The sequence below is a fragment of the Actinoplanes sp. NPDC023801 genome, assembly GCF_040639655.1.
Taxonomy (GTDB): Bacteria; Actinomycetota; Actinomycetes; order Mycobacteriales; family Micromonosporaceae; genus Actinoplanes.
On sequence record NZ_JBFAAI010000027.1, the window covers coordinates 16,473 to 40,373 of the forward strand.

At 71.2% G+C, this 23,901-nt stretch carries 23 protein-coding genes and 1 pseudogene; 8 read left to right on the plus strand and 16 right to left on the minus strand.

Annotation, left to right across the window (positions count from 1 at the left end; translation table 11 throughout):
- Positions 1 to 83: 83 nt before the first annotated feature.
- From AB0G04_RS34135 to AB0G04_RS34155, 5 genes are all read right to left on the minus strand, one after another.
- On the minus strand, positions 84 to 530 hold the full coding sequence (locus AB0G04_RS34135; protein WP_360991436.1) for an OsmC family protein: 447 nt from the start codon (positions 528 to 530) through the stop codon (positions 84 to 86).
- Between the two features lie 20 nt (positions 531 to 550).
- Positions 551 to 2,056: a multicopper oxidase family protein gene (locus AB0G04_RS34140; RefSeq protein WP_360991439.1), complete on the minus strand. Its 1,506-nt coding sequence runs from the start codon at positions 2,054 to 2,056 to the stop codon at positions 551 to 553.
- Positions 2,053 to 2,445, minus strand: coding sequence for a hypothetical protein (locus tag AB0G04_RS34145; protein ID WP_360991442.1), 393 nt, complete (start codon positions 2,443 to 2,445; stop codon positions 2,053 to 2,055). The genes AB0G04_RS34140 and AB0G04_RS34145 overlap by 4 nt, the downstream gene beginning before the upstream one ends.
- A 59-nt stretch (positions 2,446 to 2,504) precedes the next feature.
- Positions 2,505 to 4,007: an NAD(P)/FAD-dependent oxidoreductase gene (locus AB0G04_RS34150; RefSeq protein ID WP_360991445.1), complete on the minus strand. Its 1,503-nt coding sequence runs from the start codon at positions 4,005 to 4,007 to the stop codon at positions 2,505 to 2,507.
- Positions 4,008 to 4,133: 126 nt separating this feature from the next.
- A complete protein-coding gene (locus AB0G04_RS34155; protein ID WP_360991448.1) occupies positions 4,134 to 4,388 on the minus strand; it encodes a hypothetical protein in 255 nt (84 codons plus the stop codon).
- Positions 4,389 to 4,510: 122 nt separating this feature from the next.
- Between AB0G04_RS34155 and AB0G04_RS34160 the strand changes: the two genes are divergently transcribed.
- Positions 4,511 to 5,371, plus strand: coding sequence for a helix-turn-helix transcriptional regulator (locus tag AB0G04_RS34160; protein WP_360991451.1), 861 nt, complete (start codon positions 4,511 to 4,513; stop codon positions 5,369 to 5,371).
- On the opposite strand, the gene AB0G04_RS34165 is transcribed toward AB0G04_RS34160, so the two are convergent.
- Positions 5,356 to 5,925 (minus strand): dihydrofolate reductase family protein, encoded by a 570-nt coding sequence (locus AB0G04_RS34165; RefSeq protein ID WP_360991453.1) that lies wholly within the window; start codon positions 5,923 to 5,925, stop codon positions 5,356 to 5,358. The genes AB0G04_RS34160 and AB0G04_RS34165 overlap by 16 nt on opposite strands.
- A 75-nt stretch (positions 5,926 to 6,000) precedes the next feature.
- On the opposite strand from AB0G04_RS34165, the gene AB0G04_RS34170 reads away from it, so the two are divergent.
- Positions 6,001 to 6,567, plus strand: coding sequence for a TetR family transcriptional regulator (locus AB0G04_RS34170; RefSeq protein WP_360991456.1), 567 nt, complete (start codon positions 6,001 to 6,003; stop codon positions 6,565 to 6,567).
- On the opposite strand, the gene AB0G04_RS34175 is transcribed toward AB0G04_RS34170, so the two are convergent.
- Together AB0G04_RS34175 and AB0G04_RS34180 are read right to left on the minus strand one after the other, a co-directional pair.
- A complete protein-coding gene (locus AB0G04_RS34175) occupies positions 6,462 to 7,046 on the minus strand; it encodes an MMPL family transporter (protein ID WP_360991459.1) in 585 nt (194 codons plus the stop codon). The genes AB0G04_RS34170 and AB0G04_RS34175 overlap by 106 nt on opposite strands.
- The gene (locus AB0G04_RS34180; protein ID WP_360991462.1) at positions 7,046 to 7,873 is read right to left on the minus strand and encodes an NAD(P)H-binding protein; all 828 of its coding nucleotides are present in this window, start codon (positions 7,871 to 7,873) and stop codon (positions 7,046 to 7,048) included. The genes AB0G04_RS34175 and AB0G04_RS34180 overlap by 1 nt, the downstream gene beginning before the upstream one ends.
- Positions 7,874 to 7,979: 106 nt before the next feature.
- On the opposite strand from AB0G04_RS34180, the gene AB0G04_RS34185 reads away from it, so the two are divergent.
- Entirely contained in the window at positions 7,980 to 8,951 is a 972-nt protein-coding gene (locus AB0G04_RS34185) for an AraC family transcriptional regulator (protein WP_360991465.1), read from the plus strand.
- Between the two features lie 161 nt (positions 8,952 to 9,112).
- Here the strand turns inward: AB0G04_RS34185 and AB0G04_RS34190 are convergent, their stop codons facing one another.
- Together AB0G04_RS34190 and AB0G04_RS34195 are read right to left on the minus strand one after the other, a co-directional pair.
- Complete coding sequence (locus AB0G04_RS34190; protein WP_360991467.1) at positions 9,113 to 9,604, minus strand: CAP domain-containing protein; 492 nt, start codon at positions 9,602 to 9,604, stop codon at positions 9,113 to 9,115.
- Positions 9,605 to 9,741: 137 nt separating this feature from the next.
- Complete coding sequence (locus tag AB0G04_RS34195) at positions 9,742 to 10,653, minus strand: hypothetical protein (protein ID WP_360991468.1); 912 nt, start codon at positions 10,651 to 10,653, stop codon at positions 9,742 to 9,744.
- Between the two features lie 307 nt (positions 10,654 to 10,960).
- On the opposite strand from AB0G04_RS34195, the gene AB0G04_RS34200 reads away from it, so the two are divergent.
- Complete coding sequence (locus tag AB0G04_RS34200; RefSeq protein ID WP_360991471.1) at positions 10,961 to 13,306, plus strand: glycosyl hydrolase family 65 protein; 2,346 nt, start codon at positions 10,961 to 10,963, stop codon at positions 13,304 to 13,306.
- A gap of 27 nt (positions 13,307 to 13,333) precedes the next feature.
- Positions 13,334 to 14,257: a hypothetical protein gene (locus AB0G04_RS34205; protein ID WP_360991474.1), complete on the plus strand. Its 924-nt coding sequence runs from the start codon at positions 13,334 to 13,336 to the stop codon at positions 14,255 to 14,257.
- 44 nt (positions 14,258 to 14,301) lie between these two features.
- On the opposite strand, the gene AB0G04_RS34210 is transcribed toward AB0G04_RS34205, so the two are convergent.
- On the minus strand, positions 14,302 to 15,108 hold the full coding sequence (locus AB0G04_RS34210) for an AraC family transcriptional regulator (protein WP_360991476.1): 807 nt from the start codon (positions 15,106 to 15,108) through the stop codon (positions 14,302 to 14,304).
- 70 nt (positions 15,109 to 15,178) lie between these two features.
- On the opposite strand from AB0G04_RS34210, the gene AB0G04_RS34215 reads away from it, so the two are divergent.
- The 3 genes from AB0G04_RS34215 to AB0G04_RS34225 all read left to right on the plus strand — a co-directional run bounded on the left by AB0G04_RS34215 (position 15,179) and on the right by AB0G04_RS34225 (position 18,103).
- The gene (locus tag AB0G04_RS34215) at positions 15,179 to 15,604 is read left to right on the plus strand and encodes a DUF6157 family protein (protein WP_360991479.1); all 426 of its coding nucleotides are present in this window, start codon (positions 15,179 to 15,181) and stop codon (positions 15,602 to 15,604) included.
- Between the two features lie 112 nt (positions 15,605 to 15,716).
- The gene (locus AB0G04_RS34220) at positions 15,717 to 16,931 is read left to right on the plus strand and encodes an alpha-amylase family protein (protein WP_360991481.1); all 1,215 of its coding nucleotides are present in this window, start codon (positions 15,717 to 15,719) and stop codon (positions 16,929 to 16,931) included.
- 59 nt (positions 16,932 to 16,990) lie between these two features.
- Positions 16,991 to 18,103 carry an acyltransferase gene (locus AB0G04_RS34225; RefSeq protein WP_360991484.1) on the plus strand — a complete coding sequence of 371 codons (1,113 nt, stop codon included), beginning with the start codon at positions 16,991 to 16,993 and terminating at the stop codon, positions 18,101 to 18,103.
- Here the strand turns inward: AB0G04_RS34225 and AB0G04_RS34230 are convergent.
- The 5 genes and pseudogenes from AB0G04_RS34230 to AB0G04_RS34250 all read right to left on the minus strand — a co-directional run.
- Positions 18,091 to 19,155: pseudogene (locus AB0G04_RS34230) on the minus strand (ATP-binding protein); the annotation flags it as partial. The gene AB0G04_RS34225 and the pseudogene AB0G04_RS34230 sit on opposite strands and share 13 nt — an antisense overlap.
- Before the next feature lie 479 nt (positions 19,156 to 19,634).
- Complete coding sequence (locus AB0G04_RS34235) at positions 19,635 to 20,384, minus strand: response regulator transcription factor (RefSeq protein ID WP_360991486.1); 750 nt, start codon at positions 20,382 to 20,384, stop codon at positions 19,635 to 19,637.
- Between the two features lie 69 nt (positions 20,385 to 20,453).
- Positions 20,454 to 22,682 carry a catalase/peroxidase HPI gene (gene katG / locus AB0G04_RS34240; RefSeq protein WP_360991489.1) on the minus strand — a complete coding sequence of 743 codons (2,229 nt, stop codon included), beginning with the start codon at positions 22,680 to 22,682 and terminating at the stop codon, positions 20,454 to 20,456.
- Complete coding sequence (locus AB0G04_RS34245; RefSeq protein ID WP_360991490.1) at positions 22,682 to 23,113, minus strand: Fur family transcriptional regulator; 432 nt, start codon at positions 23,111 to 23,113, stop codon at positions 22,682 to 22,684. The genes katG and AB0G04_RS34245 overlap by 1 nt, the downstream gene beginning before the upstream one ends.
- A 90-nt stretch (positions 23,114 to 23,203) precedes the next feature.
- Positions 23,204 to 23,848, minus strand: a complete 645-nt coding sequence (locus AB0G04_RS34250) for a DivIVA domain-containing protein (RefSeq protein WP_360991493.1) — start codon at positions 23,846 to 23,848, stop codon at positions 23,204 to 23,206.
- Positions 23,849 to 23,901: the final 53 nt, after the last annotated feature.

Genomic DNA, 23,901 nt, shown 5'->3' on the forward strand with positions numbered 1-23,901 from the left:
TTTCGTACCCCTGTCTCAGCGGCGCTGAGACAGGGGTACGAAACAGCCGACACAGGGGTGAACGTCGCGCCGCGCGGAACGGTTCAGGCCGGCTCGTGCCGGACCGGGAAGTTCACCGAACGGGCGATGAAGCACAGCTGGTGGGCACGCTCGTGCAAGCCGGGGAGCTGGTCCGCCCGGGCGGGGTCGGCCAGCTCCACGCGGGGCCGGAGCACGACCTCGGAGAACTGCCCGCCGCCGTCCGCGGTCTCGACCATGGTCCCGGCCGGGTTGTCGATGTAGCCGGTGACGACCACACCTTCGGTGGCGCACAGGTGCAGGAACCACAGCATGTGGCACTGGGCGAGCGAGGCGACCAGCAGCTCCTCCGGGTTCCACCGGGCCGGGTCGCCACGGAACGCCGGGTCGGAACTGCCCGCGATCGGCGCCTTGCCGCCGGCGGTCACCTCGTGGGCGCGTTCGTAGGATCGGTAGGAGCTGGTCTCCCCGGTCCAGCTCACCGTCACCTCGTAATGGTGCGACCGCGCCATGGCTCCTCCTCGCGACGACGTCAGACGATGTCGAAGTTGGCCATCATGGCCATGTCCTCGTGCTCGAGATTGTGGCAGTGCAGCATGTACCGGCCGCGGTGCCCGGTGAAGTCGACAAGTACCTGGACGGTCTCGTACGGGCGGACGTCGACGGTGTCCTTCCAGCCGCTGTCCGCCGGATCAGGCCCGCTCGCACCGCGCGACAGCACCTGGAAGTGGGCCATGTGCACGTGGACCGGGTGGTGGAAGTCACTGGTGAACCGCCACAGTTCGACCGTGCCGAAACGGGGCGCGCACAGGCTCGCCGCGGGATCGTACGGCTGGTTGTTGATCGTCCATCGCCCCTGGCCGAACCGGAAGTCGAACTGCCGCTCGCTGACCGCCCGCGCCCGGTCGATCGTCTCGACGGAGCCGAGACGGGCCGGCACCGACGAATCGTCGGCGGCCGGGCCGGTGATCACGAACCGCATGACGTCGCTGGTGGGTCCCGCACCGAGGGTATTGGTCACGGTGACCTCGGTGCCGGCCGGCAGCCCGGTGAAGTCGGCGATGACGTCGGCGCGTTCACCCGGCGCGAGCAGCACGTCCTCGCGCGGCAGGGGAGCGGCGAGCAGCCCGGCGTCGCTGCCGATCTGGATGATCGTCCCGGCCGAGAACGACAGCCGGTAACGGCGGGCGTTGGAGCCGTTCACCAGCCGTAGCCGGTGGCGGACCGCGGGTACCTCGGCGCGTGGCCAGGGCGCGCCGTTGACCAGGATGACGTCGCCGAAGATGCCGGCGTGGAACAGGCCGTCGGCGCCCGGGCGGTGCGTGTCGCGCTGCGGGTATTTCAGCGAGCCGTCCGCGGCGAACGAGCGGTCGCAGATCATCAACGGCAGGTCACGGTCGTCCCGGGGCAGCGGCAGCGCGTCCTCCACCTCGTCGGTGACCAGGAACATCCCGGCCAGGCCGCGCCAGACCTGCGGACCGGTGAAGTCCATCCGGTGATCGTGGTACCAGAGCGTCGCGGCCCGCTGCGTCATCGGGTACGTGTAGTCGCGGGTGGTGTGGTGGTGCCGGCCGGTGGCGCTGTGGTGGCCGGGCGGGGCGGGGGAGTAGCCGGCCGGCAGGATCAGGTCGGTGGGGAAGCCGTCCGACTCGGCCGGGGTGACACCGCCGTGCAGGTGTGTCGACGTCGGCACCGGAAGCTCGTTGCGGACCGTGACGACCATCCGCCGTCCCCTGCGGCCGCGGAACGTGGGCCCGGGGAAGACTCCGTCGTACCCCCAGATCGCGGTGGTGACGCCGGGGAGCAGCTCGACGTCCGCGACGCGCTGGGTGACGAGGTAGTGATCGGTGCCGGCGGTGACCCGGACCGGCCGGGCGATCGGGGGGATCGGCAGCGGCGCCCGGAACCGGCCGGGCAGCGGGAGGTCACTGGTCAGCAGCTCGCCGGTGCCGGGGCCGTCGGCGGGCCGGCCGCATCCGGCGGCGGCGGCCGCGGTGGCGCCGGTCAGGGCGAGGACGCCGCGGCGGGACAGCCTCATGCCGCGACCCGCTGCCGGTAACCGAGCGACCACCAGAGGAGACCAGTACTCAGGGCCGTGATCGCCGCGCCGAGCGCGATGTGGACGCCAACGACGCGGGCGAATCCGAGACCGACCTGGATCGCGCACAACCACCACAGCAGGGCGCTGATCAGGATCGGCCACCACGGGCCGCGGGCCGGGCGGAACAGCAGGACGGTGGACCCGCCGAGGAGCATCACGGTCATGACGAGCACCGAGCCGTTGACGCTGTGGGCGTTCAGGTAGCCGATGCGGCCGCTGATGAAGCCGCCCGCGAAGGCGGCCTGCAACAGCACCTGCAGAAGAGTGATCGCCGCGAACAGGCGGACCAGGCTGATCGGCCACCGGCGAGGTTGGTTCCTGGGCACACGAGAAGGCTATTTTCCAGGGAGAACACGCGGATCCGGTGCAGTCCCCGAGGGGCGCCCTAAGTTCTGTCGCCGATCCGGTCGCCCTCCGGTGTACCCGGCCTCGGGGATGACCCCGATCCGGCGGCCCGGCTGAAATGCAGTTCCGGGTCGGTGACGTCACCGGTCCGCAGAAGTTTCACGTCGCCGTGGTAGTCCATCGAGGTCAGCCACGGCATCCGGTCGCCCTGCCGGGGCAACTGGCCGACGGCCCGGCGGATGTATCCGGCGCCGAAGTCGAGGAACGGGCGGGTCGGCATGTCCGGGTCGCGCAGTTCGGGGCGGCACACGTCGTACCCGTGCTCGTCCATGTGTCTCAGCAGACGGCAGAAGTGCTCGCAGAGCAGGCCCACCTTGAGCGTCCAGGACGAGTTGGTGTACCCGATGGCGTAGGCCAGGTTCGGCACACCGGAGAGCATCATGCCCTTGTACGCGACCGTGCCGGCGAGGTTCACCGGGGTGCCGTCGACGGTGATCGGGATGCCGCCGAACGCCTGCACGTTCAGGCCGGTTGCGGTCACGATGACGTCGGCGGCCAGTTCGCGGCCCGACTCCAGCAGCACCCCGGTCTCGGTGAACGTGGCGATCCGGTCGGTGACCACGTCGGCCCGGCCGTGGCGGATCGCCCGGAACAGGTCTCCGTCGGGTACCGCGCACAGTCGCTGGTCCCACGGGTCGTACGGCGGATTGAAGTGCTCGTCGACCGGGAAGCCGGCCGGAAGCTGCCGGGTGTTCACCCAGCGGATCAGTTTGCGGGCGGTGCCGGGGAACCGCTTGCAGAACGACCAGATCGCCTTCTGCTGGGCGATGTTCTTGCGCCGGGTCCAGGCATAGCCGCGTTCCGGGCCGAGATACCTCTTGAGCGCGTTGGCGATCACGTCCCGTTTCGGCACCGGCATGATGTACGTGGGGGTGCGCTGCAGCATCGTCACGTGCGCGGCCGTGTCCGCCATCGCCGGCACCAGGGTCACCGCGGTGGCGCCGCTGCCGATCACCAGGACCCGCCGGCCCGCGATCTCGAGGTCGTCCGGCCAGTGCTGCGGGTGCACGATCGTCCCGCCGAAGCGGTCACGTCCCGGGAAGCCGGGCGTGTAGCCCTCGTCGTAACGGTAGTAGCCGCCCGCGCAGAACAGCCAGCCGGCCGTGTACTCGCGGCCGTCCTCGATCCGTACCGTCCAGCGAGCGTCCGCCGTCGACCAGGACACGCCGACGACTCGGTGGTGGTAGCGGATGTGCTCGTCGAGACCGTTCTCGGTGGCGGTCTCCCGCAGGTACGCCAGGATGCGCGGTGCGTCCGCGATCGACTCCTCGTCGCGCCACGGTTTGAATTCGTACCCGAAGGTGTGCAGATCGGAATCGGACCTGATGCCCGGATAGCGGAACAGATCCCAGGTGCCGCCGGAGGCACCCCGCGCCTCCAGGATGGCGAACGTCTTCCGCGGCAGTTCGGTCCGCAGATAACGCCCGGCACCGATACCGGAGATCCCGGCGCCGACGATCAGGACGTCGAAGTGCTCCCTCATACCGTCATGATCCGTATCACCGGCCACCCGGCGCCAGGGCGGGATGCACCAGAATCATGCGCCGGAAGTGCGAAACGCTGCCCGGCGGGGTGGAATGCCCCGCCGGGCAGCGTCCGTCGTTGATTGTCAGCGCACCCGGTCGAGCAGCTGCTGCCAGCGGCTGCGCGGACGGCGGGACTGCGCGTACTTCCGGCCACCGACCACGCCGGCCACGGCAACGGCCGCGACGGCCAGAGCGGTCGCCGACGACACGACCGGGCGCTTGCGCACGGTCTGGACGGCGGCCGTCTCCTTGGTACGGTCGATCGCCTGCTTCACCCGGTCGCTGCCGCCGGTCGAGATGTTCGGCCGAGCGCCCACGGTGCTGTCATAGGTGGTCATGAGAAACCCTTCGATGGCTTGCAGGACGTACCCCGTCGATGTGCCCACCGATGGCCGGACCTAACCATGGGTGTACCGACAGGGCATCCTTCGGCGGCGGCGCGGGTCGTACCGTCAGAGGGGTGGACAACCGAGCAGAGGTCCGTGACTTCCTCACCACCCGCCGGGCCAAGATCTCGCCCGAGCGGGCCGGCATCCCGGCCGGTGGGCAGCGCCGGGTCAAGGGCCTGCGCCGCAGCGAGGTGGCCGCGCTCGCCGGGATGAGCGTGGAGTACTACGCGAAGCTGGAACGCGGCGCCCTGGCCGGGGTGTCCGCCGGCGTCCTCGACGCGATCGCCCGGGCGCTGCAGCTCGACGAGGCCGAGCGCGCCCACCTGGTGAGCCTGGCCCACGAGGCGAATGGCAGCAACGCGATCCTGAGGCCGGCCCGGCGGCCCCGGCAGTGGACGCTGCGGCCCAGTCTGCGCTGGTCGCTGGACGCCATCACCAGTCCGGCGATCCTGGTCAACAACCGGCAGGACATGCTGGCCGCGAACCACCTGGGCCGGGCCATGTACAGCGACGCCTGTGCCGATCCCTCCGGGGTGCCGAACTTCGCCCGGTTCACCTTCCTGGACAGCGCCGCGCACCGGTTCTACCCGGACTGGTCGCTGGCCGCGGACATGACGGTGGCGAACCTGCGTACCGCGGCCGGCCGGGACCCGCACGACAAGGGCCTGCACGATCTGGTCGGTGAGCTCTCCACGCGCAGTGACGACTTCCGCCGGCGGTGGGGCTCGCACAACGTGCGCACCCACGCCACCGGCACGAAGCACTTCCGGCACCACGTGGCCGGTGATCTCACCCTGGCCTGGGAGAGCCTCGACCTGCGGGCCGAGCCGGGCCTGACGCTGACCGTGTACACCGCCGAGCCGGGCTCGCCGACCGCGCAGGCGCTCGATCTGCTCGCCTCGTGGTCCCTCGCTGATCAGGCTCTGCGGTAGCGCAGCACGACGACCCCGCTGGTCAGCTGAGTGACGTCGACGATCGTGAACCGCTGCGGGTCGAACCCGGTCGCGGCGAGCGGGATGCCGTCGCCGGCGATCACCGGGTTGAGCTTGAGGACCAGTTCATCGACGGCCGGCAGCACCTGCCCGGCCAGATTCCCGCCGCCGGCCAGCCAGATGTCCCGGCCGGGTTGTTCCTTGAGCTTGCGGGCGAAGCCGAGCGGGTCGTCGGCGACGATCTGCACGGCCGGGTCCGGCGGCTCGGTGATCGTCCGGGAGAAGACGACCTGTTCAAGATGGGCGTACGGGCTGGTGATGCCGGCCTGTAGTGCTGGCTCGTAAGTGTTGCGGCCCATCAGCACGGTGTCGAACAGCCTGTTCGGTTCGTCGACGCCCATGGCCGCGCGTACATGCGTCGGCAACGTCTCCGGACAGTGGCCGCGCATGTAGGCCAGGACGTCGTCCGGAACGCCCATGAACTCCCACGAGCCGTCGGGTGCGGCGATGTAGCCGTCGATGGTGGTGGCCACGAAGTACACGATCTTTCGCATCAGATTCCCCTAACCACTATGGGTGTCGTGGTTAAAACTACAACAGCCGTAGTGGTTTCTGCTAGTGTTCGCCTCATGCCGAGGAATCCCGACCGCCGCCGCCTGCTGGCCGACGCCGGACTGCGGGTGCTCGCCGAGCACGGCGCCCGCGGCCTGACCCACCGGGCCGTCGACACCGGGGCGGGCGTCCCGGCCGGCACCGCGTCCAACTACTTCCGCTCCCGCGACGCGCTGCTCGGCGCCCTCGGCGAACGGATCATGGAGCGGTTCGCGCCCGACGAGAAGGTCATCGCCGAGCTCGGCGCCCGGCCACCCGGCCGTGACCTGTTCGTCGACTACCTGCGCTACATCGTCGAGCGCACCACCCGGCAGCCGGACCTGACCAGGGCCCTGATCGAGCTGCGCCTGGAGGCGGCCCGCCGGCCGGGGCTCGCCGCGATCCTCGGCGGCACCCTGCGCCGCGGCTACGCCGAGGACGTGGCCTTCCACGCCGGTACCGGACTGCCCGGCGGGCCGTTCGAAATCGCCCTGCTGCACTACGCGCTGGACGGGTTGCTGCTCGACATGCTGACCACGTCGATCGGCGCACCCGCCGACCCGGACGACGTGGTCGCCGCGTTCGTGGACCGTCTCGTGGTCTGATCCCGGCCACTGCGATCCCGGCCCTTCTGATCCCGGTCCTTTCGATCCCGGTCCAGCAGCATCACCAGCGCCGGCATCAGGACGGTCCGGACCACGAACGTGTCGAGCAGGATCCCGGTGGCCACCGCGATGCCCAGCTGGGTCAGCGCGACCAGCGGCAGGGCCGCCAGCACCAGGAACGTTGCGGCCAGCACCACACCGGCGCTGGTCACCACCCCGCCGGTCGCGTTCGTCGCCCGGCGCATCGCCGTCACCGGGTCGTGCGTCACCCGCTCCTCCCGGTAACGGCGCAGCACGAAGATGCTGTAGTCGACCCCCACGGCCAGGATGAAGACCAGGGCGAACAGCGGGATGCGGGCGTCCAGCCCGGCGAAGCCGAGCACATAGCGGCTCAGCGCCACGGTCACCCCGGCCGCGGACACGGCGGTCAGCAGCACCGCACCCAGCAGGGCGGCGGCCAGCCGCCCACTACGCAGCATCAGACCAGTTCGCGAAGGGTGACCTCCAGCTCGGTCGTGCAGGGACGGGTACGGTCGCCGCGCGGCTCCAGCAGGCCCTGCTCGCCGGCGGCGTACAGCTCGGCCAGTTCCGCGGCCAGACCCGGCGGGATGCCCGCCTCGGTGAGCGCACCGAGCCACGCGGGCCGCGGCAGGGTGATCACCTCGAGTTTCCGGCCGAGCCGGTCGCCCAGCGCCTCGGCCACCTGACGTTCGGTGTAGACCGGTGCCTCCAGGCCGACGACCTCGCTCGCGGCCGGCGGCCGTGTCAGCGCGTGCGCCACGGCGGCCCCGATGTCCCGGGTCGCCACCATCGGCATCGGCACGTCCGCCGACTCACCGAACACCGGGTAGACGCCGGCGCCGGCGGCCGCGCCGAGCAGATCCGCCACCTTCTCCTGGAAGTGCGGGGACCGGATCGCGGTCACCACCGCACCCGTCTCCCGCAGCCGGTTCTCCAGGTGGTGCAGCCAGCGGATCGGCCCGGTGCCGGCGGCCAGGTCCGCGCCGTACGACGACAGCATCACCACATGCGGCACGCCACTGTCGGCGACCGCGCCGGCGATCGTGTCCGCCATCCGCCGATGCGAGGTGTCGTCGCCGTCGGCGTTGGTCGGCAACAGCACGAACGCGCCGCGGCAACCGGTGAACGCGGCTGCCAGCGCGGCCCGGTCGGTGAGGTCGGCGACGACCGCGTCCCGTACCTTGCCGGGGGTGCGCACGACGGCGCGGAACGGCTCGCCCGCCTCGTCCAGGGCCCGTGCGGTGGCTCCGCCGACGTGGCCCGTCACTCCGGTGATCGCGTACATGACGCCTCCTGACGTGTTTCCGATGTACACAGTCAAGTGGCAATCATCGAGACGATCCATGTTCCAGGGACTCGGTTGCATGTCCGGGCGTCTACGATCGACGGTCATGGACCCTCTGGGTGACCTCCTTGACGGAGTACGGGCCCGCACCGCCGCGTTCTGCCAGGCCGTCCTCGACCCGCCGTGGGGGCTGCGGATCGACGATCAGGCGCCGCTGGCTCTTGCCACCCCGCTGCGCGGCCACGCCTGGGTGATCCTCGACGACGGTGAGAAGGTCCTGGTCGAGGCCGGGGGAGTGGCGATCGTCCAGGGTCCCGAGCCGTACACGGTCGCCGACGAACCCTCCACCCCACCCCAGATCTCGGTACGCCCCGGCAACCGCCTGATCGACCTGGACGGGGTGGACATCACCGCCGAGACTCTCCAGCGCACCAACACGAGCCGCCTCTGGCGGCGCACCGGGACAGACCACCCGGACGGGTCGACCATCCTGGCCAGCGGCACCTATCAGGTGTCCAACCTCGTGAGCGGGCGCCTGCTCGCCGCGCTGCCGCGAATCGTCCACGTGCCGCGCGCGCAGATCCACTCGCCGATCATGGAGCTGCTCACCGCCGAGGTGGCCCGGGACGAACCCGGCCAGCAGGTCGTCCTCGACCGCCTCCTCGACCTGGCCCTCATCGCCACGCTCCGCGCCTGGTTCGCCCGCCCCGCCGCCGACCCGCCCGGCTGGTACCGGGCGCACGGCGACCCGCTGATCGGGCCGGCACTACGGCTCGTCCATGACGACCCGGCCCGGCCCTGGACCGTCGCCGGGCTCGCCGCCGCCACCGGCGCCTCCCGGGCCGCGTTCGCCCGGCGCTTCACCGACCTGGTCGGGCGGCCGCCGATGACGTACCTCACCCAGTGGCGTCTCGACCTTGCCGCCGAGGCGCTGCGCAACAGCGACGCCACGGTCAGCGCCATTGCCCGGCAGGTGGGGTACGCCAACGCGTTCGCTCTGACGGTCGCCTTCAAACGTGTGCACGGAACCAGCCCGACCGAATTCCGCCGGGGGCCGTACCCGGCCGGGTCCGGTTAGCGGCCTGAGCCGTACCGGCCAGCCGTGAGTGCTGTATCCGCCGGGCGGAAACAGCGCTGAGCTCCGGCCGGGTGACCAACGATCCTAACCTCCTAGGATGCTGTACGGGGTGTGCGCACGGCGATGCCCCAGCCCTGGGAGAGGGCTGGGGCATCGGTGGATCAGTAGCCGAAGTCCTGGGTGTAGTACGGGGTGCCGTCGGCGGCTTGGACGACGCCGACACCGACGGCCTTCGACTTGCAGTTGAGGATGTTGGCGCGGTGCCCCGGGCTGTTCATCCAGCCGTCGACGACGGCGTCCGCGGTGCGGTAACCCCAGGCGATGTTCTCGGCCGACGGCTGCCGGTAGCCGGTCGCCTTCACCCGGGCCACGAACGTCGAGCTGCCGCTGCCGGTGTGCGAGAACTTCCTGGTCTGCGCCATCCACGCGCTGTGGGTGCGGGCAGCCCGGGTGAGCTGGTCGTTCACCTTGAGAGCGGAGCAGCCGCCCTTGGCACGCTCGACGTTGACCAGGCGGTTGACCTCGGTCTGCAGCGCCTGCTCGGAAGCCTTCGTCGCAGAGGCCTCGGCCGGGGACGCGATCATCGTCATGGCGCCGGCTGCGGCGGGGGCGAGGAGGGCGGCGACGGCGAGGCGGCGAAGAAGCTGGCGCAAGAGCGGACCCTTTCGGAGTACGGGGCCCGCGGTTCCGCGGGCTCACCGTTCCCTTCGGTCCGCCTCGTTCCCCGGTGATCGCCAACTCGGTGCGTGCGGGTGGCGGATCGGTTGCCGCGGATCGGGTGGCGCGACGATCAGGCGAGGAGCGTGACCGAGGCGGACTGACGCCGCGCCGGGCCGGGCGGCAGGAGCAGGAAGGCGAGGATCAGCGTGGCGGACACGCCGAGGCCGATGCGCAGACCCGAGCCGGGCGGCAACTTGACGTAGCGGGCCGTGGCGGGTTCGTAGGCCAGCAGCCACTCGTTGCCCATGACCAGGAAGACCAGGGCCGCAACGGCGGCCATCAGGCCGATCAGCCGGAACACCCGGACGGCAGCCGGCCGCCACGCCGCCGCGCCCGCCATGGCCAGCGCGATCAGCACGGCGGCGAGGAAAATCTGCCACCACGCGTCGACGTCGAGCTCGGTGGGCCCGTCCGGGTCCGGGTAGAAGATGTCGTCGCCGTACCACGGCATCCTCAGCGCCGGCAGCAGGCAGATCACTGCGACAGTCATCAGGATCCGGTAGCCGCCGACCCGCCACGGCCGGGTGCCGGGCCGGACCGGGACCGGGGCGGCACCCGAGACGGCGACACCGAGCAGGACCAGTCCCAGGCCGGCCACGTAGAGCTGGTAACCGGTGGACACCCCGGAGGCGCCCACCAGCACGCCCGACTGCATGGCGCCCTGCCGCAGCAGGACCTCCAGGATCCGGAAAAGCCAGGCCGCCGCTGCCGCCGCCGCGATCACGACGAACGCGAGTTGCGACGCGGGCGGCATCCGCCGGCCCTGCGCGAGACAGAACGCGGCTCCGGCACCGACGACGGCCAGCAGCAGCACCGCGCTCCAGCTCTGAGCCGGCGGCAACTCGGTGAGATAGCGGGGCGGCGGGACCGGCGGCGACCACACCTCCTCCGGCTTCGCGTTCGACCAGGGCAGCACCAGCGACACCAGCGCCAGGACGGCCCCGGTGACGCAGACAACCACCCCTGCCCGCCACGCCGTCACCCCGCCACCATATCGCGACCGGTCTATGCACTGGCTGACGCGCGGCTCGCGCGCGCCGGCCGCGCTTGGTCGAGGAATCCTCAGTTGGCGATGGTCTCGGTGCAGATCGCTTCGGAAGTCGACACCCGGACGGGTCTCCGGGACCACCGCATGAGCCCGGCGGCTGCGCTGTCGGCCGGGACCGGCCGGGTGGCCGCGTGGTGGTCCGCGGGACGGCGTGGTCCGGGCGGCGCGATTCTTCGCGTACCCCCATGGTTGTCAGGGTTTTCGCAGTTTTCCGCGGGGCCGGATGCGGTAACCGTGGGGCATGATCGATGAGGAGATCTGTCCGGCTGATCCGTGGCAGGTTCGGGAGACGCGTCTGGATACGGCGCTGCTGGGGCCGATGGAGTCGGTGTTCGCGCTGACCAACGGTTTCCTGGGGTTGCGCGGAAACCTGGACGAGGGTGAGCCGTTCGAGATCTCGGGGACCTATTTGAACTCGTTCTACGAAGAGCGGCCGCTGCCGTATCCGGAGGGTGGCTACGGCTATCCGGAGCAGGGGCAGACGGTCGTGAACGTGACCGACGGCAAGTTGATCCGGCTGACGGTCGACGACGAGCAGTTCCATGTGGGCCGGGGTGTGCTGCACCGGCACGAGCGGGTGCTGGACATGCGGGCCGGGCTGTTGCGGCGGGAGGTCGACTGGGAGTCGCCGGCCGGGCGCCGGGTGACGGTGCGCAGTGTGCGGCTGGTGTCGTTCACGCAGCGTGCGGTGGCGGCGGTCGCCTACGAGGTGGTGGCGGGCGACGAGCCGGTGCGGGTCACGGTGCAGTCGTGCCTGGCGGCCGACGAGGAGCAGGTGAAGGTTTCCGACGATCCGCGGGTGGCGGCGGCGCTCGGTGACCCGCTGCAGGCGGTGGAGCAGGACAGCGAGCAGCACGGTGCGGTGCTGCTGCACCGGACCCGCCGCAGCGGCCTGCTGCTGGCCGCGGGGATGGATCACATCATCGAGACGGATCAGGATTTCGACGAGGAGACCGACGTCCGGGCCGACTGGGCGAGGACGACGGTGGTCACCGTGCTGCCGCCGGGCGGGCGGTTGCGGATCATCAAATTCCTGGGGTACGGGTGGAGCGCGTCCCGGTCCGTCGACGCGTTGCGCGACCAGGCGGCGGCGGCGTTGAACGGGGCCCGGTATGCCGGGTGGGACGGTCTCGTGGCGGCGCAGCGTGCCTATCTGGACGACTTCTGGGACGCCGCCGACGTGGAGATCGACGGTGATCCGGCGTTGCAGCAGGCCGTGCGGTTCGGGTTGTTCAACGTGCTGCAGGCGGGAGCGCGGGCGGAGGGGCGCCCGATTCCGGGTAAGGGCCTGACCGGGCCGGGCTATGACGGGCACGCGTTCTGGGATTCCGAGGGCTTCGTGCTGCCGCTGCTGATGTACACGATGCCGCGCGCGGCGGCGGACGCGTTGCGGTGGCGGCATGCGATCCTGCCGGACGCCCGGGACCGGGCCCGGACGCTCGGGTTGTCGGGTGCGGCGTTCCCGTGGCGGACCATCGGCGGGCAGGAGTGTTCGGCGTACTGGCCGGCGGGGACGGCCGCGCTGCATCTGAACGCGGTGGTGGCGCGGGCGGTGGACCGATTCCGGCTGGTCACCGGCGAAGACTGGCTGGAGCGGGAGTGCGGCCTGGAGATACTGGTCGAGACGGCCCGGCTGTGGGTGTCGTACGGTCATCACGACGCGGCCGGGAAGTGGCACGTCGACGGGGTGACGGGGCCGGACGAGTACAGCGCGGTCGCCGACGACAACGTGTTCACGAATCTGATGGCGGCGCGCAATCTGCGGGCGGCCGCGGACGCGTGTGCCCGGCACCCGGAGGCGGCGGCCCGGCTGGGTGTGGCGGTCGAGGAGCCGGACGTGTGGCGGGCCTGCGCACACGCGGTGCATGTGCCGTTCGATGAGCGGCTTGGTGTGCATCCGCAGTCGGAGGGGTTCACCCGGTACGCGTCGTGGGACTTCCCGGAGAAACGGCCGGACCAGCCGTTGATGACGCTGGCGCCGTACTTCCAGCTGTATCGGCGGCAGGTGTGCAAGCAGGCCGACCTGGTGCTGGCGATGCACTGGTGCGCCGAGGACTTCACGGCCGAGGAGAAGGCCCGCAACGTCGACTACTACGAGCGGATCACGGTGCGGGACTCGTCGTTGTCGGCGTGCACGCAGGCGGTGATGTGCGCGGAGGTGGGGCATCTGGAGCTGGCTCACGACTACGCGTGGGAGGCGGCCATGGTGGATCTGCGGGACATCAACGGCAACACCCGGGAGGGGTTGCACGTGGCGTCGCTGGCGGGTGCGTGGTCGGCGATCGTCGAGGGGTTCGGCGGGTTGCGGGAACGGGACTCCGGCCCGGGTCCGGTGCTGGCGCCGCGTCTGCCGACCGGGATCGAGCGGCTGCGGTTCCGGTTGCGGCACAGCGGGGTGCGGCTGGTGGTGGAGGCGGACCACGAGACGGTACGGGTGAGCGTGCGCGAGGGCCGGCTGCCGGTCGTGCTGTACGGGGAGGAGGTTGAGGTGATCGCGGAGTCCCCGGTGACGCGGCCGGTGGTGGCGGTGGAGCCGGTTCTGCCGCCGCCGGCGCAGCCACCGGGCTACGCGCCCCGGCGGGGCTGACGGCGGACCGTCGACTACCGTGCTGGTGTGTCGATGCCTGACCGGCTGCGCCTGCACGCCTTCCACCTGGACGAGTTCCGGGTGCGGCTGGGCCGGGTGCGGGTGCTGGCAAAGCGGTTCGAAAAGGATCAGGCCGCCTTCGGGGCACTCTGCGGGTGGATTCTGACCGGGCTGGGCGACCGCCATGTGCGGCATGACGAACTGATCGCCTATGTGGAGGAGACGTTCGTCATCACGGTGCTGGGGCTGCGCCGGGTCGCCGGCGGCGGGCAGAGTCTTGCCGCGTTCGTGGGTACACCCGACGACGGCCCGCGGTCGGCCACCGAGATCATCGACGCGGTGCTGGCGACCGTCGCCGACCGGGAGTGGGTGGAGCCGCTGCTGGCCGGGGCGGCGCCGGTGGCCGAGTTCGCGCTGCCGGTCGACGACGAGGTGGCGGTGCTGCGGGCCGCCGGGCTGGAGGTGGCACTGGTCCGGATCGAGCCGTTGCGGCGGCTGGTGGACGATCTGGCCGGGATGCCGGACGTCGTCGCCGAGCAGGCCGATCTGTGGTCGCTGATGGCCGCCGACCTGCGGGTCATCGGCACGGATCTGCAGCGTTGCCTCGACCATGACTTCGCCGGCCAGACCGGGGCGGACGTACGGGCGTATCTGACGCTGATGGCGAACAACGTGGAGGCGCTACGAGGGCTGGTGGCGACGTGCACGGCGATGACGGTGATCACGAAGGCGGCCGGGGACCTGATTCTGCTGGCCCGTGACATCGTGCGCGGGTTGATCGCCGACGCCGTGCTGCGGGTGACCGGCTGGCTGGCGGATCCGGTGGTCGTGCCGCTCCCGGTGCTGGTGGCCCGGCTGGGCACGGTGGTGGCGACGTCGTGGCGCATCGACGCGTATCTGACGGCGCTGGTCACGAGCATCGCCAACCTGTCCCGCACGGTCGACGGCTAGGCCGCGTTCCGGAGGCCGGCCGGGCTCCGGAACGGCCGGACGGCCTAGCGGCGCGGCAGCGACCGCACGTATTCGCCGGGGGTCATGCCGACGGCGGTGCGGAAGTCGTTGACCAGGTGGGCCTGGTCGGCGTAACCGAGGCGGGCGGCGATCGCGGCGGCCGCACCGCCCGTCGCGAACTGCCGGGCCACCTCCTGCAGGCGGAACCACCGCCGGACCCGGTCCGGGCCGTGACCTATCGTCTCCCGCAGGGCCCGCTGGACGGTCCGTACCGACGGTCCGGCCGGTACCTGGTCGCCGCGATGGAGGGCGGCCACCACCTCGTTCGCCAGCAGAGCGCGGGGGCCCGGCGGGCGCTCGGCGGCCATCGCGGCGATCAGGCCGGTCGCCCGGGCGATGCGCGCGCCGGTGTCCGGGGCGTCGGCGACAGCCCGCATCAGGGTGTGCAGCCGGGCGTCGAGTGCGGGGGTCACCGCGAGCGTCCGGTCGGCGATCATCGCCGGCGTCAGGTCGCTCACCACGGCGAGCCCGGCGGGACGCAGCCGGATCGCGAACACGCTGCCCGATCCGGTGATGTCCCGCGACCAGGCAGTGCTGTGGACGCCGGTCACGACGAGTGCGGCGGGGACCGCACCGGCCTCGACGGTCAGCGTCACCGCCGGATCGGTGATCACACGCTGCTCGATGACCGTACCGTCGGACAGGGCCCATGCCACGGTCCAGAAGTGGTCGACCGCGACGGCGGCTGCCGGGCCGCAGTCGTGGACGGTGGCCTCGTACAGCCGCAGGTTGCCGGGGTGCAGGACGCCCGACCGGTCGGCCTCGCCGAGCATCCGCGACGTGGTCGTCATCGTCTCAGCCTGTCAGCGGTTGTCGCGAATTTCCAAGACCCCGCCGGTACGCCGCGGCGAGGATGCCGTCATGCACAGCACCAACTATGTCGACACGTTCATCGGTGTCGCGGAGGACTGCCCGGTGTCGAGCGCGGTCGTCCCGCCGGAGCGCAGCCCGGCCGGCATCGCGGCGCTCACCTTCCGGATGATCGCGGAGGCGCCGTACCGGTACACGTCCGACGATGTGGTCTTCACGGTCTGGGCCGACCGGCGGGGCGTTCCCGAGGCGGATCTCCCGGCCGCACGGGCCGCGTTCTTCGCCAAGGGGCAGCCGTGCCTGCGGGCGAGCGACCTCGGCAAGCGGTACGGCTGGGGCATTCACGCCGACTCCGAGGGACGCGTCGCGCTGGTGCCGGCCGGCTCGGCGGAGTACGTGACCCTGTCCGCCGGCCGGGCCCCCAGCGGCACCCCGGTGACCGTGACCCGGGCCATGCGCAGCAGGCGGCGCGGTTAGGGCTGCCCGGTGGGCGCCCCGCTCCGCTGTCCCTCACCGCGTTCACGGAATAGGTCATGCGGCCGGCGTACGTCACCGCCTGGCACTGATCCGGGGTGGATAGGCTCGGATCATGCGTGACGGTTGGGTCGACCATGTGATCTGGTGGCAGGTGTATCCGCTCGGGTTCACCGGGGCGGAGCCGGCCGCCGGGCCGGGGCAGGCTGTCAGCCACCGGCTCGGTCACCTCGAGGGGTGGCTGGATCATCTGATCGGGCTGGGCTGCAACGGTCTGGCGCTGGGTCCGGTGTTCGCGTCCGGCACGCACGGCTACGACACGATCGACTACCTGCGTATCGATCCGCGCCTCGGTGACGACGCCGACTTCGACGCGCTGGTGAAGGCGTGCCGGGAGCGCGGGATCCGCCTGCTGCTGGACGGGGTGTTCAATCACGCCGGCCGGGAGTTCGAGCCGGTGCGGCGGGCGCTGGAGGCGGGGTCGGGGGAGTGGGTGCGGTGGAGCGGGGAGTACCCGTACCTGTTCGAGGGCCACGACCGGCTGGTCACGCTGAATCACGAGTCGCCGGTGGTGCGCGACTTCGTGGCCGACGTGATGATCCACTGGCTGGAGCGGGGGGCCGACGGCTGGCGGCTGGACGCGGCCTACGCGGTGGCGCCGGAGTTCTGGGCCGCGGTGCTGCCGAGGGTTCGTGAGCGGTTCCCGGACGCCTGGTTCGTCGGCGAGATGATCCACGGCGACTACCGCGACTACGTGCACCGGTCGGGTCTCGACGCGGTCACCCAGTACGAACTGTGGAAGGCGATCTGGTCGTCGCTGAACGACCGGAACCTGTTCGAGCTGGCCTGGGCCCTGGACCGGCACCGGGACGTGACCGGCGACTTCCTGCCGCTGACGTTCCTGGGCAACCATGACGTCACCCGGATCGCCAGCCGGGTCGCCGATCCGCGGCACGTGGGGCATGCGATGGCGTTGCTGTTCTTCCTGCCGGGGGTGCCGAGCGTCTACTACGGCGACGAGTTCGGGTTCCGGGCGGTCAAGGAGGACCGGCCCGGCGGCGACGACGCGGTGCGCCCGGCGATGCCGCCGGGGCCGGACGGTGTCACCGATTCCGGGTTCACCGCCGTTTACCAGGAGCTGATCGGGGTGCGGCGGCGGCATCCGTGGCTGACGCGGGCCACGATCACCGTCGAAGCGCTGGCCAACGAGCACGTCGTGGTGACGGCGGAGGGCGACGGCCGGATGGCTCTGGCGTTGAATCTGGGTGACGAGCCGTTCCGGCACGCGCTCGGAACCGTCGGTCCGCACGCGTGGGCCTTCTTCGAATGAAGAAGATCCACATGACGTCTTCATAGGTTTCGAACAGGTCGCTCCGATGCTGTGCGGCCATGAAGACCAGCACCACATCACGTCTGTACGCGCTCGACGGCCTCCGGCTGCTGTGCGCGCTGGCCGTGGCACTGTTCCACTATTCGTGCTCGTGGCGGATCGACGGCGTGAACCCGCCGGAACACTTCCTGCCGCAGGCCAGCCACGTGTTCATCTACGGCTTCCTCGGTGTCGAGGTGTTCTTCCTGATCAGCGGTTTCGCGATCGGGATGAGCGCCTGGGACCGGACGCTGCGCGGGTTCACGGCGGCCCGGGTGGCGCGGCTCTATCCGGCGTTCTGGGTGTCGGTGCTGCTCACCGCCGCGGTGGTGACCGTGCTACCGGTGACGACCGGGGTGCCGGTGAGTGGCATCCCGGCCCTCGGTGACGTGCTGGTGAACCTGACGATGCTTGCCGAGCCGCTGGAGGTGCCGCTTGTCGACACCGTCTACTGGACGCTCTGGATCGAGCTGCGGTTCTATCTGATGTTCGCGGTGCTGGTGGCGTGGGGTGCGACGTATCGGCGGGTGGCCGGGTTCGCCACCGTGTGGCTGGTCGCCGCGTCCGCCGGACCGCTGCTGCCGGACTGGACCGACGTGGTGATCATGCCGGAGTTCGCGCCGTACTTCGCGATCGGTGTGGCGCTGTGCCTGATGCGCCGGTACGGGCCGACGCCGTGGCTGTGGGCGCTGGTGGCCGGCGGGTGGGCGCTGACCCTGCCGCGGCTGGTGGTGCGGACCGCCGGCCTGCACCCGGGGTTCGCTGTGCCGGTCGCGCCGTCGCTGGTGATCGTGACGGTGGCGGTGGTGGCGCTGACCGTGATCGCGCTCGGCGGCACCGACCGGTGGGACGTTCCGTGGCTGGCGGTCGCGGGCGCCCTCACCTACCCGTTCTACCTGCTGCACCAGCGGATCGGGTACAGCCTGATCCGGACCGGTCACGACGTGACGGGCTGGCCGGTCTGGTTGCTGCTGTCCGGCACGGTCGTGGTGCTGCTGACCGCTGCCTGGTCGGTGCACCGGTTCGTGGAACGGCCGCTGGCGCCGAGGCTGAGACGGCTGGTGGCCGGCAGCCACAGTTCGAAGGTGGTGCCGGCGCCGGCGTCGCTGCGCGCCGACACGTCACCGCCGTGATCGCGGACGATCTGCCGGACGATGGCCAGGCCCAGCCCGCTGCCGCCGGTGCCGCGGCCGCGGGCCGGGTCGGCCCGCCACAGCCGGTCGAAGACCAGTGGCAGGTGCTCGGCGGCGATGCCGGTACCGGTGTCGATGACCTCGACGACGGCCCGGTCGCCGCGGGCCCGGGTCCGCAGCGTGATCGACCCGCCGGACGGGGTGGCCCGCAGCGCGTTGCTGATCAGGTTGCCGACCACCTGCCGGATCCGGTCGGTGTCGGCGTCGGCCATGACGGGGCCGCGGACGTCGACATCCAGGCGTACCCCGGCGGCCTCGGCGGCGGCCCGGTGCGCGGTGCGGGCGGTCTCCACCAGTTCGGCCATGTCGGCCGGCGCCCGGTGGTAGACCAGGGCACCGGCCTCGGCCAGCGCGAGTTCCTGAAGGTCACCGACGATGCGCTGGTTGAGGATCACCTCGTCGTGCAGGGACGCGAACAGTTCGGGTGTCGGTTCGAGCACCCCGTCCTGCAGGGCCTCCAGATAGCCGCGCAGATTACCGAGGGGGGTACGCAACTCGTGCGCCACATCCGCGATGAGCCGCCGCTGATCGTCCTCGGCGGCGCGGACCGACTCGGCCATCTGGTTGAACGCCCGCGCCAGCTCGGCGAGCTCGTCGCGGCCGTCGTCCGGCACCCGTCCGGCCCGGTCGCCGTCGCCCATCCGCCGGGCCGCCGCGGTCAGCGTGCCGATCGGGCGCAGCACCCGCCGGCTGATCAGCAGCGCGGCACCGGTCGTCAGCGCCGCGACCAGCAACGTGATCAGCAGAACCGGGCCGGTGTCGAGCACGCGTACCGGCTCGTCGCCGGCGCCGATGGTCAGCAGCAGGGTGTGCGGGGCGACCTCGGCCGCCGTGACCTGGCGGCGGAACACCTCACGCAGACAGTCGCTCTTCGCCGGCTTGCACCGGGCGGCCTGTTCCCGATCGTCGGCCGGCAGCCACTCGTCGACCGGCGCGGGCCGGCACTCGTCCATCGCGACCGGGTCGTCCGCGATCGGCCGGTGCCGGGGCATGCCGTCCGGGCCGGTGACGATCTGCAGGTCGTGGCCGTAGTCGAGCAGGCAGGCGGCGAGCAGCGTGTCGGTCCGGTAGGCGCCGATCGCGGCGACGGTCGCCGCCCGCCGGTCACCGCCGTCCGGCAGCACCAGTTCCGGCAGCGGGTCGACGAACACCGCGACCGGCCCCGGCGGCCGGGCGGCACGGCGGTCCAGGTGGTCGGTGTCGGCGACCACCTCACCGAACGGGTCGACGAGCCGGATCCGCTGCCCGGTCTGCTGCCGCAGCCACTGCAGCGTCCCGTCGACGCCGCGCCAGCTGCCGTTGCGCAACGCATGTTCCCGAAGCCGGCCCTGGATCAGTTCGGTGGTCTCCCGCGACGCCGACGCGGCGTCGGTGACCTGATCGCGGGCCTGCCACCAGGTCAGAGCCACGGTGCCACCGATCGCGGCGAGCGCCACCAGCGCGATCAGCAGGAACACCCGCACCTTGAAACTCACGAGCGGTCTGCGCCTTTCCCGGCATTCGCTCCCGGTCCTTGCTTCGCGGCGGTGCCGTCGAGCATGCCCGCCAGGCGGTAGCCGCGGCCGTAGACGGTCTGCACCCAGCGGGGACGGTCCGGGTCGTCGCCGAGTTTGCGGCGCAGGTTCATCACGTGCGCGTCGACGGTGCGTTCCAGCACGTACCGGTCGAAGCCGAAGGCCTTCTCCAGGATCTCGCCGCGGGTGAACGCCCGGCCGGGCGCCCCGGCCAGCACCTCGAGGATGCCGAACTCCTTGGCGGTCAGCACGATCGGCCGGCCGGCGATCCGGGCCTCGAACCGGCCGGTGTCGACCTCCAGGTTACCGACGCTCAGGACCGGCTGGTCACGGTCGCGCAATGCCCCCGAGCGGCGCAGCAGCGCCCGCACCCGGGCGGCGAGTTCGCGGGGGCTGTACGGCTTGGTCAGGTAGTCGTCGGCGCCGGCATCCAAGCCGCGCAGGATGTCGTCCTCGCCGGCGCGGGCGGTCAGCATCAGGATCGGCACGTCGGAGTCGGCGCGCAGCACCCGGCACACCGTGACCCCGTCCAGTGACGGCATCATGACGTCCAGCACCACCAGATCGGGGCGGTGCTCCCGGCAGCGTTCCAGCACGGCCGGGCCGTCCGCGACACAGGTCACCCGGTGACCCTCGCGGCGCAGGTACGCCCCGGCCAGGTCGGCGTGTTTCCGGTTGTCCTCGGCGATCAGAATCTCGGTCGGCACGGAGCCGATCGAAACACCGGCCGGCGACCCGTGGGACGGGTCACCGGCCGGTGCGGCACATTATGGGGATCAGGACAGGTCGAAGCGGTCCAGCTCGGTGACCTTCGTCCAGGCGGCCACGAAGTCGTGGACGAACTTCTCCCGGGCGTCGGCGCTGGCGTACACCTCGGACAGGGCCCGCAGCTGCGAGTTCGACCCGAAGATCAGGTCGACCGCGGTGGCGGTCCACTTCACCTGGTCGGTGGCGAGATCGCGGATCTCGTACACGTGCTCGGAGTCCTTCGACGCCGTCCACCGCGTCCCGGGGGACAGCAGGTTGGCGAAGAAGTCGTTGCTGAGCACGCCGGGCCGGTCGGTGAGCACACCGTGCTCACCGCCGGTCAGTACCCGCAGTCCGCCGACCAGCACCGTCATCTCCGGGGCGGTCAGGTTCAGCATGTACGCCCGGTCGACGAGCAGGATCTCCGGCTGGGTCTTCTCGCCCGGCCGCAGGTAGTTGCGGAAGCCGTCGGCGCGCGGCTCCAGCACCTTGAACGACTCGACGTCGGTCTGCTCCTGGGAGGCGTCGGTGCGGCCCGGGTGGAACGGCACCGTCACCGGCACACCGGCGTCGGCGGCGGCCTTCTCCACGGCGACGTTACCGGCCAGCACGATCAGGTCGGCCAGCGAGATCTTCGCGGTGCCGGAGGCGTTGAAGTCCCGCTGGATCTTCTCCAGCGCGTCGATCACCGAGATGACCGGCTGGTTGACCTCCCAGCTGCGCTGCGGCTCCAGACGGATCCGGGCGCCGTTCGCGCCGCCGCGCTTGTCGGTGGCACGGAACGTCGACACCGACGCCCACGCGGCCTGCACCAGCTGCGCCGTCGACAGGCCCGACTCCAGGATCTTCCGCTTCAGCACACCGATCTCGTCGGCGCCGACCAGCTCGTGGTCGACGGCCGGAACCGGGTCCTGCCACAGCTGCGCCTCCGGCACCCACGGGCCGAGGAACCGGCTGACCGGGCCCATGTCACGGTGCAGCAGCTTGTACCAGGCCTTCGCGAACGCCAGGGCGAACTCGTCGGGGTTGGCCAGGAAACGACGGGAGATCTTCTCGTACGCCGGGTCGACGCGCAGCGCCAGGTCGGTCGTGAGCATCGTCGGCTTGTGCTTCTTCGCCGGGTCGTGGGCGTCCGGGATGATCGCCTCGGCGTCCTTGGCGACCCACTGCTTCGCGCCGCCCGGGCTGGTGGTGAGCTCCCACTCGTACCCGAAAAGGATCTCGAAGAAGCGGTTGCTCCACTGGGTCGGCTTGTCGGTCCAGGTGACCTCCAGACCGCTGGTGATCGTGTCCGGGCCCTTGCCGGTGCCGTGCGTGCTCAGCCAGCCCAGGCCCTGCGTCTCCAGCGGCGCGCCCTCCGGCTCCGGGCCGACGTGGTCGGTGGCGACGGCCGCGCCGTGGGTCTTGCCGAACGTGTGACCGCCGGCGATCAGCGCCACGGTCTCCTCGTCGTTCATCGCCATCCGGGCGAACGTCTCCCGGATGAAGTGCGCCGCGGCCAGCGGGTCGGCGTTGCCGCGCGGGCCCTCCGGGTTGACGTAGATCAGGCCCATCTCGGTGGCGCCGACACCCTCGGACATCGTCTGCTCCGAGACGTAGCGCTCGTCGCCGAGCCAGGTGTCCTCCGGGCCCCAGAAGATCTCCTCCGGCTCCCACACGTCCTCGCGGCCGAAGCCGAACCCGAACGTCTTGAAGCCCATCGACTCGAGGGCCACGTTGCCGGCCAGCACCAGCAGGTCGGCCCAGGACAGCTGCTGGCCGTACTTGGCCTTCACCGGCCACAGCAGCCGCCGCGCCTTGTCCAGGTTCGCGTTGTCCGGCCAGCTGTTGAGCGGGGCGAACCGCTGCCCGCCGTCCCCGGCGCCGCCCCGGCCGTCCTGGATGCGGTACGTGCCGGCGGCGTGCCAGCTGAGCCGGATCATCAGGCCGCCGTAGTGCCCGAAGTCGGCCGGCCACCAGTCCTGCGAGGTGGTCAGCACCTCGACGATGTCACGCTTGACCGCCTCCACGTCGAGCTTGGCGAACTCCTTGGCGTAGGAGAAGTCCGGCCCGAGCGGGTTGCCCTTCGACGAGTGGGCGTGCAGGACCGACAGGTCCAGCTGGTTGGGCCACCAGTCCCGGGTGGTGCGCGGACGCCCGCCGGTCTTGGGCTCAGGGGACGGGATGCCCGGGTTCTCGCTCTCGCTGCCGCCGTGCGCGGTCACCGAGTCGTGGGCGACCGGGCATTTGCCGTTGGTGTAGTCCTGGGCGTCGCTCATCAAGTTCCTTCCGAACGTTTGGTCACGCAAGCGGGGCAGAAGCCCCAATAGACGACCTCCGCCTCGTCGATCACGAATCCGTGATCGTCGGACGCGGTGAGACAGGGGGCATTCCCGGCCGAGCAGTCGACATCGGCGATCGCACCGCAGGAGCGGCAGACGACATGATGGTGGTTGTCGCGTACCCGCATCTCGTAACGGGCGGTCGCACCGGCAGGCTGGATGCGGCGCACCAGCCCGGCGTCGGTGAGAGCACGCAGCACATCGTAGACCGCCTGATGGGAAACGGTCGGGAGTTCCTCGCGCACCAGCGTGATCACCGTATCGGTGTCGACGTGCGGGTGATCACCCAGCGCACCCATGACCGCAAGCCGGGGTCTGGTCACGCGCAACGAGACCGCCCGGAGCCGAGCCTCGAAGTCGGACGTCATGCCCCGACCATAACCCGCTTTTCTGGAATCGTTCCACTTTTGCGGACGCTGATCACACTCCGCGTCGCCGGTGGTGCGGGGAAGCCTGCGTCAGCGGTCGGTCAGGCGCGGCGCCTCGTCGGTGCGGTCCAGCTGGTTGGCCACGTGCTGGCCGAGGGCGCTGCGGTAGTGCATGGCCAGGCCGCCGAGCTGTTCGACCTCCTCCAGCAGCCGCGCGCGCCGGTCGTCCAGGCCTGCCATCGCCTCGGCGTGCCGCCGTCGGGCCGCGCCCTCGATGTCGGCGGCTCTCGCGCGGGCTTCGGCGGCGAGCCGGTCGGCCTGTTCCTCGGCCGTGGTGATGATCTGCTCGGCCTCGCGGCGGGCGTCGTCGAGGTGCCCGTCGGCGGTGCGCTGGGCCATCGCCAGAACCCGCAGGTGACGGTCGTCGCCGCCGCCCGGTGCCGCATCGGTGCGGCGGGCCCGTTCCAACTGGGCGGCCATCTCGCGGGCGTGCTGCTCGGCCCGGTCCCGGGCGTCCTCGAGCTGCCGCAGCCGGGCGGCCAGTTCCCGCAGTTCGTCAGGGTCGTCGCCGGCGCCGATGTGGTTCTTCAAGGCGTCGTTCTCGGCCATCAGCCGGCCCAGTTCGCGTTCCACCTCGTCAAGGAACGCGTCGACCTCCTCCTCGCCGTAGCCGCCGTGGCCGAGGGCGGGCTTGGTGAACGAGACGTTGTGAACGTCAGCAGGGGTGAGCGGCATGCTGCTCCCTAAGAATGCCGTCGCGAGCCGCACACGTTACGCCGTTTCGTGGC

Coding starts and splice junctions, on each gene's coding strand:
- AB0G04_RS34135 (WP_360991436.1), bottom strand. CDS start 530: ATGGCGCGGTCGCACCATTACGAGGTGACGGTGAGCTGGACCGGGGAG.
- AB0G04_RS34140 (WP_360991439.1), bottom strand. CDS start 2,056: ATGAGGCTGTCCCGCCGCGGCGTCCTCGCCCTGACCGGCGCCACCGCG.
- AB0G04_RS34150 (WP_360991445.1), bottom strand. CDS start 4,007: ATGAGGGAGCACTTCGACGTCCTGATCGTCGGCGCCGGGATCTCCGGT.
- AB0G04_RS34155 (WP_360991448.1), bottom strand. CDS start 4,388: ATGACCACCTATGACAGCACCGTGGGCGCTCGGCCGAACATCTCGACC.
- AB0G04_RS34165 (WP_360991453.1), bottom strand. CDS start 5,925: ATGCGAAAGATCGTGTACTTCGTGGCCACCACCATCGACGGCTACATC.
- AB0G04_RS34170 (WP_360991456.1), top strand. CDS start 6,001: ATGCCGAGGAATCCCGACCGCCGCCGCCTGCTGGCCGACGCCGGACTG.
- AB0G04_RS34175 (WP_360991459.1), bottom strand. CDS start 7,046: ATGCTGCGTAGTGGGCGGCTGGCCGCCGCCCTGCTGGGTGCGGTGCTG.
- AB0G04_RS34180 (WP_360991462.1), bottom strand. CDS start 7,873: ATGTACGCGATCACCGGAGTGACGGGCCACGTCGGCGGAGCCACCGCA.
- AB0G04_RS34185 (WP_360991465.1), top strand. CDS start 7,980: ATGGACCCTCTGGGTGACCTCCTTGACGGAGTACGGGCCCGCACCGCC.
- AB0G04_RS34200 (WP_360991471.1), top strand. CDS start 10,961: ATGATCGATGAGGAGATCTGTCCGGCTGATCCGTGGCAGGTTCGGGAG.
- AB0G04_RS34210 (WP_360991476.1), bottom strand. CDS start 15,108: ATGACGACCACGTCGCGGATGCTCGGCGAGGCCGACCGGTCGGGCGTC.
- AB0G04_RS34215 (WP_360991479.1), top strand. CDS start 15,179: ATGCACAGCACCAACTATGTCGACACGTTCATCGGTGTCGCGGAGGAC.
- AB0G04_RS34220 (WP_360991481.1), top strand. CDS start 15,717: ATGCGTGACGGTTGGGTCGACCATGTGATCTGGTGGCAGGTGTATCCG.
- AB0G04_RS34225 (WP_360991484.1), top strand. CDS start 16,991: ATGAAGACCAGCACCACATCACGTCTGTACGCGCTCGACGGCCTCCGG.
- katG (WP_360991489.1), bottom strand. CDS start 22,682: ATGAGCGACGCCCAGGACTACACCAACGGCAAATGCCCGGTCGCCCAC.
- AB0G04_RS34245 (WP_360991490.1), bottom strand. CDS start 23,113: ATGACGTCCGACTTCGAGGCTCGGCTCCGGGCGGTCTCGTTGCGCGTG.
- AB0G04_RS34250 (WP_360991493.1), bottom strand. CDS start 23,848: ATGCCGCTCACCCCTGCTGACGTTCACAACGTCTCGTTCACCAAGCCC.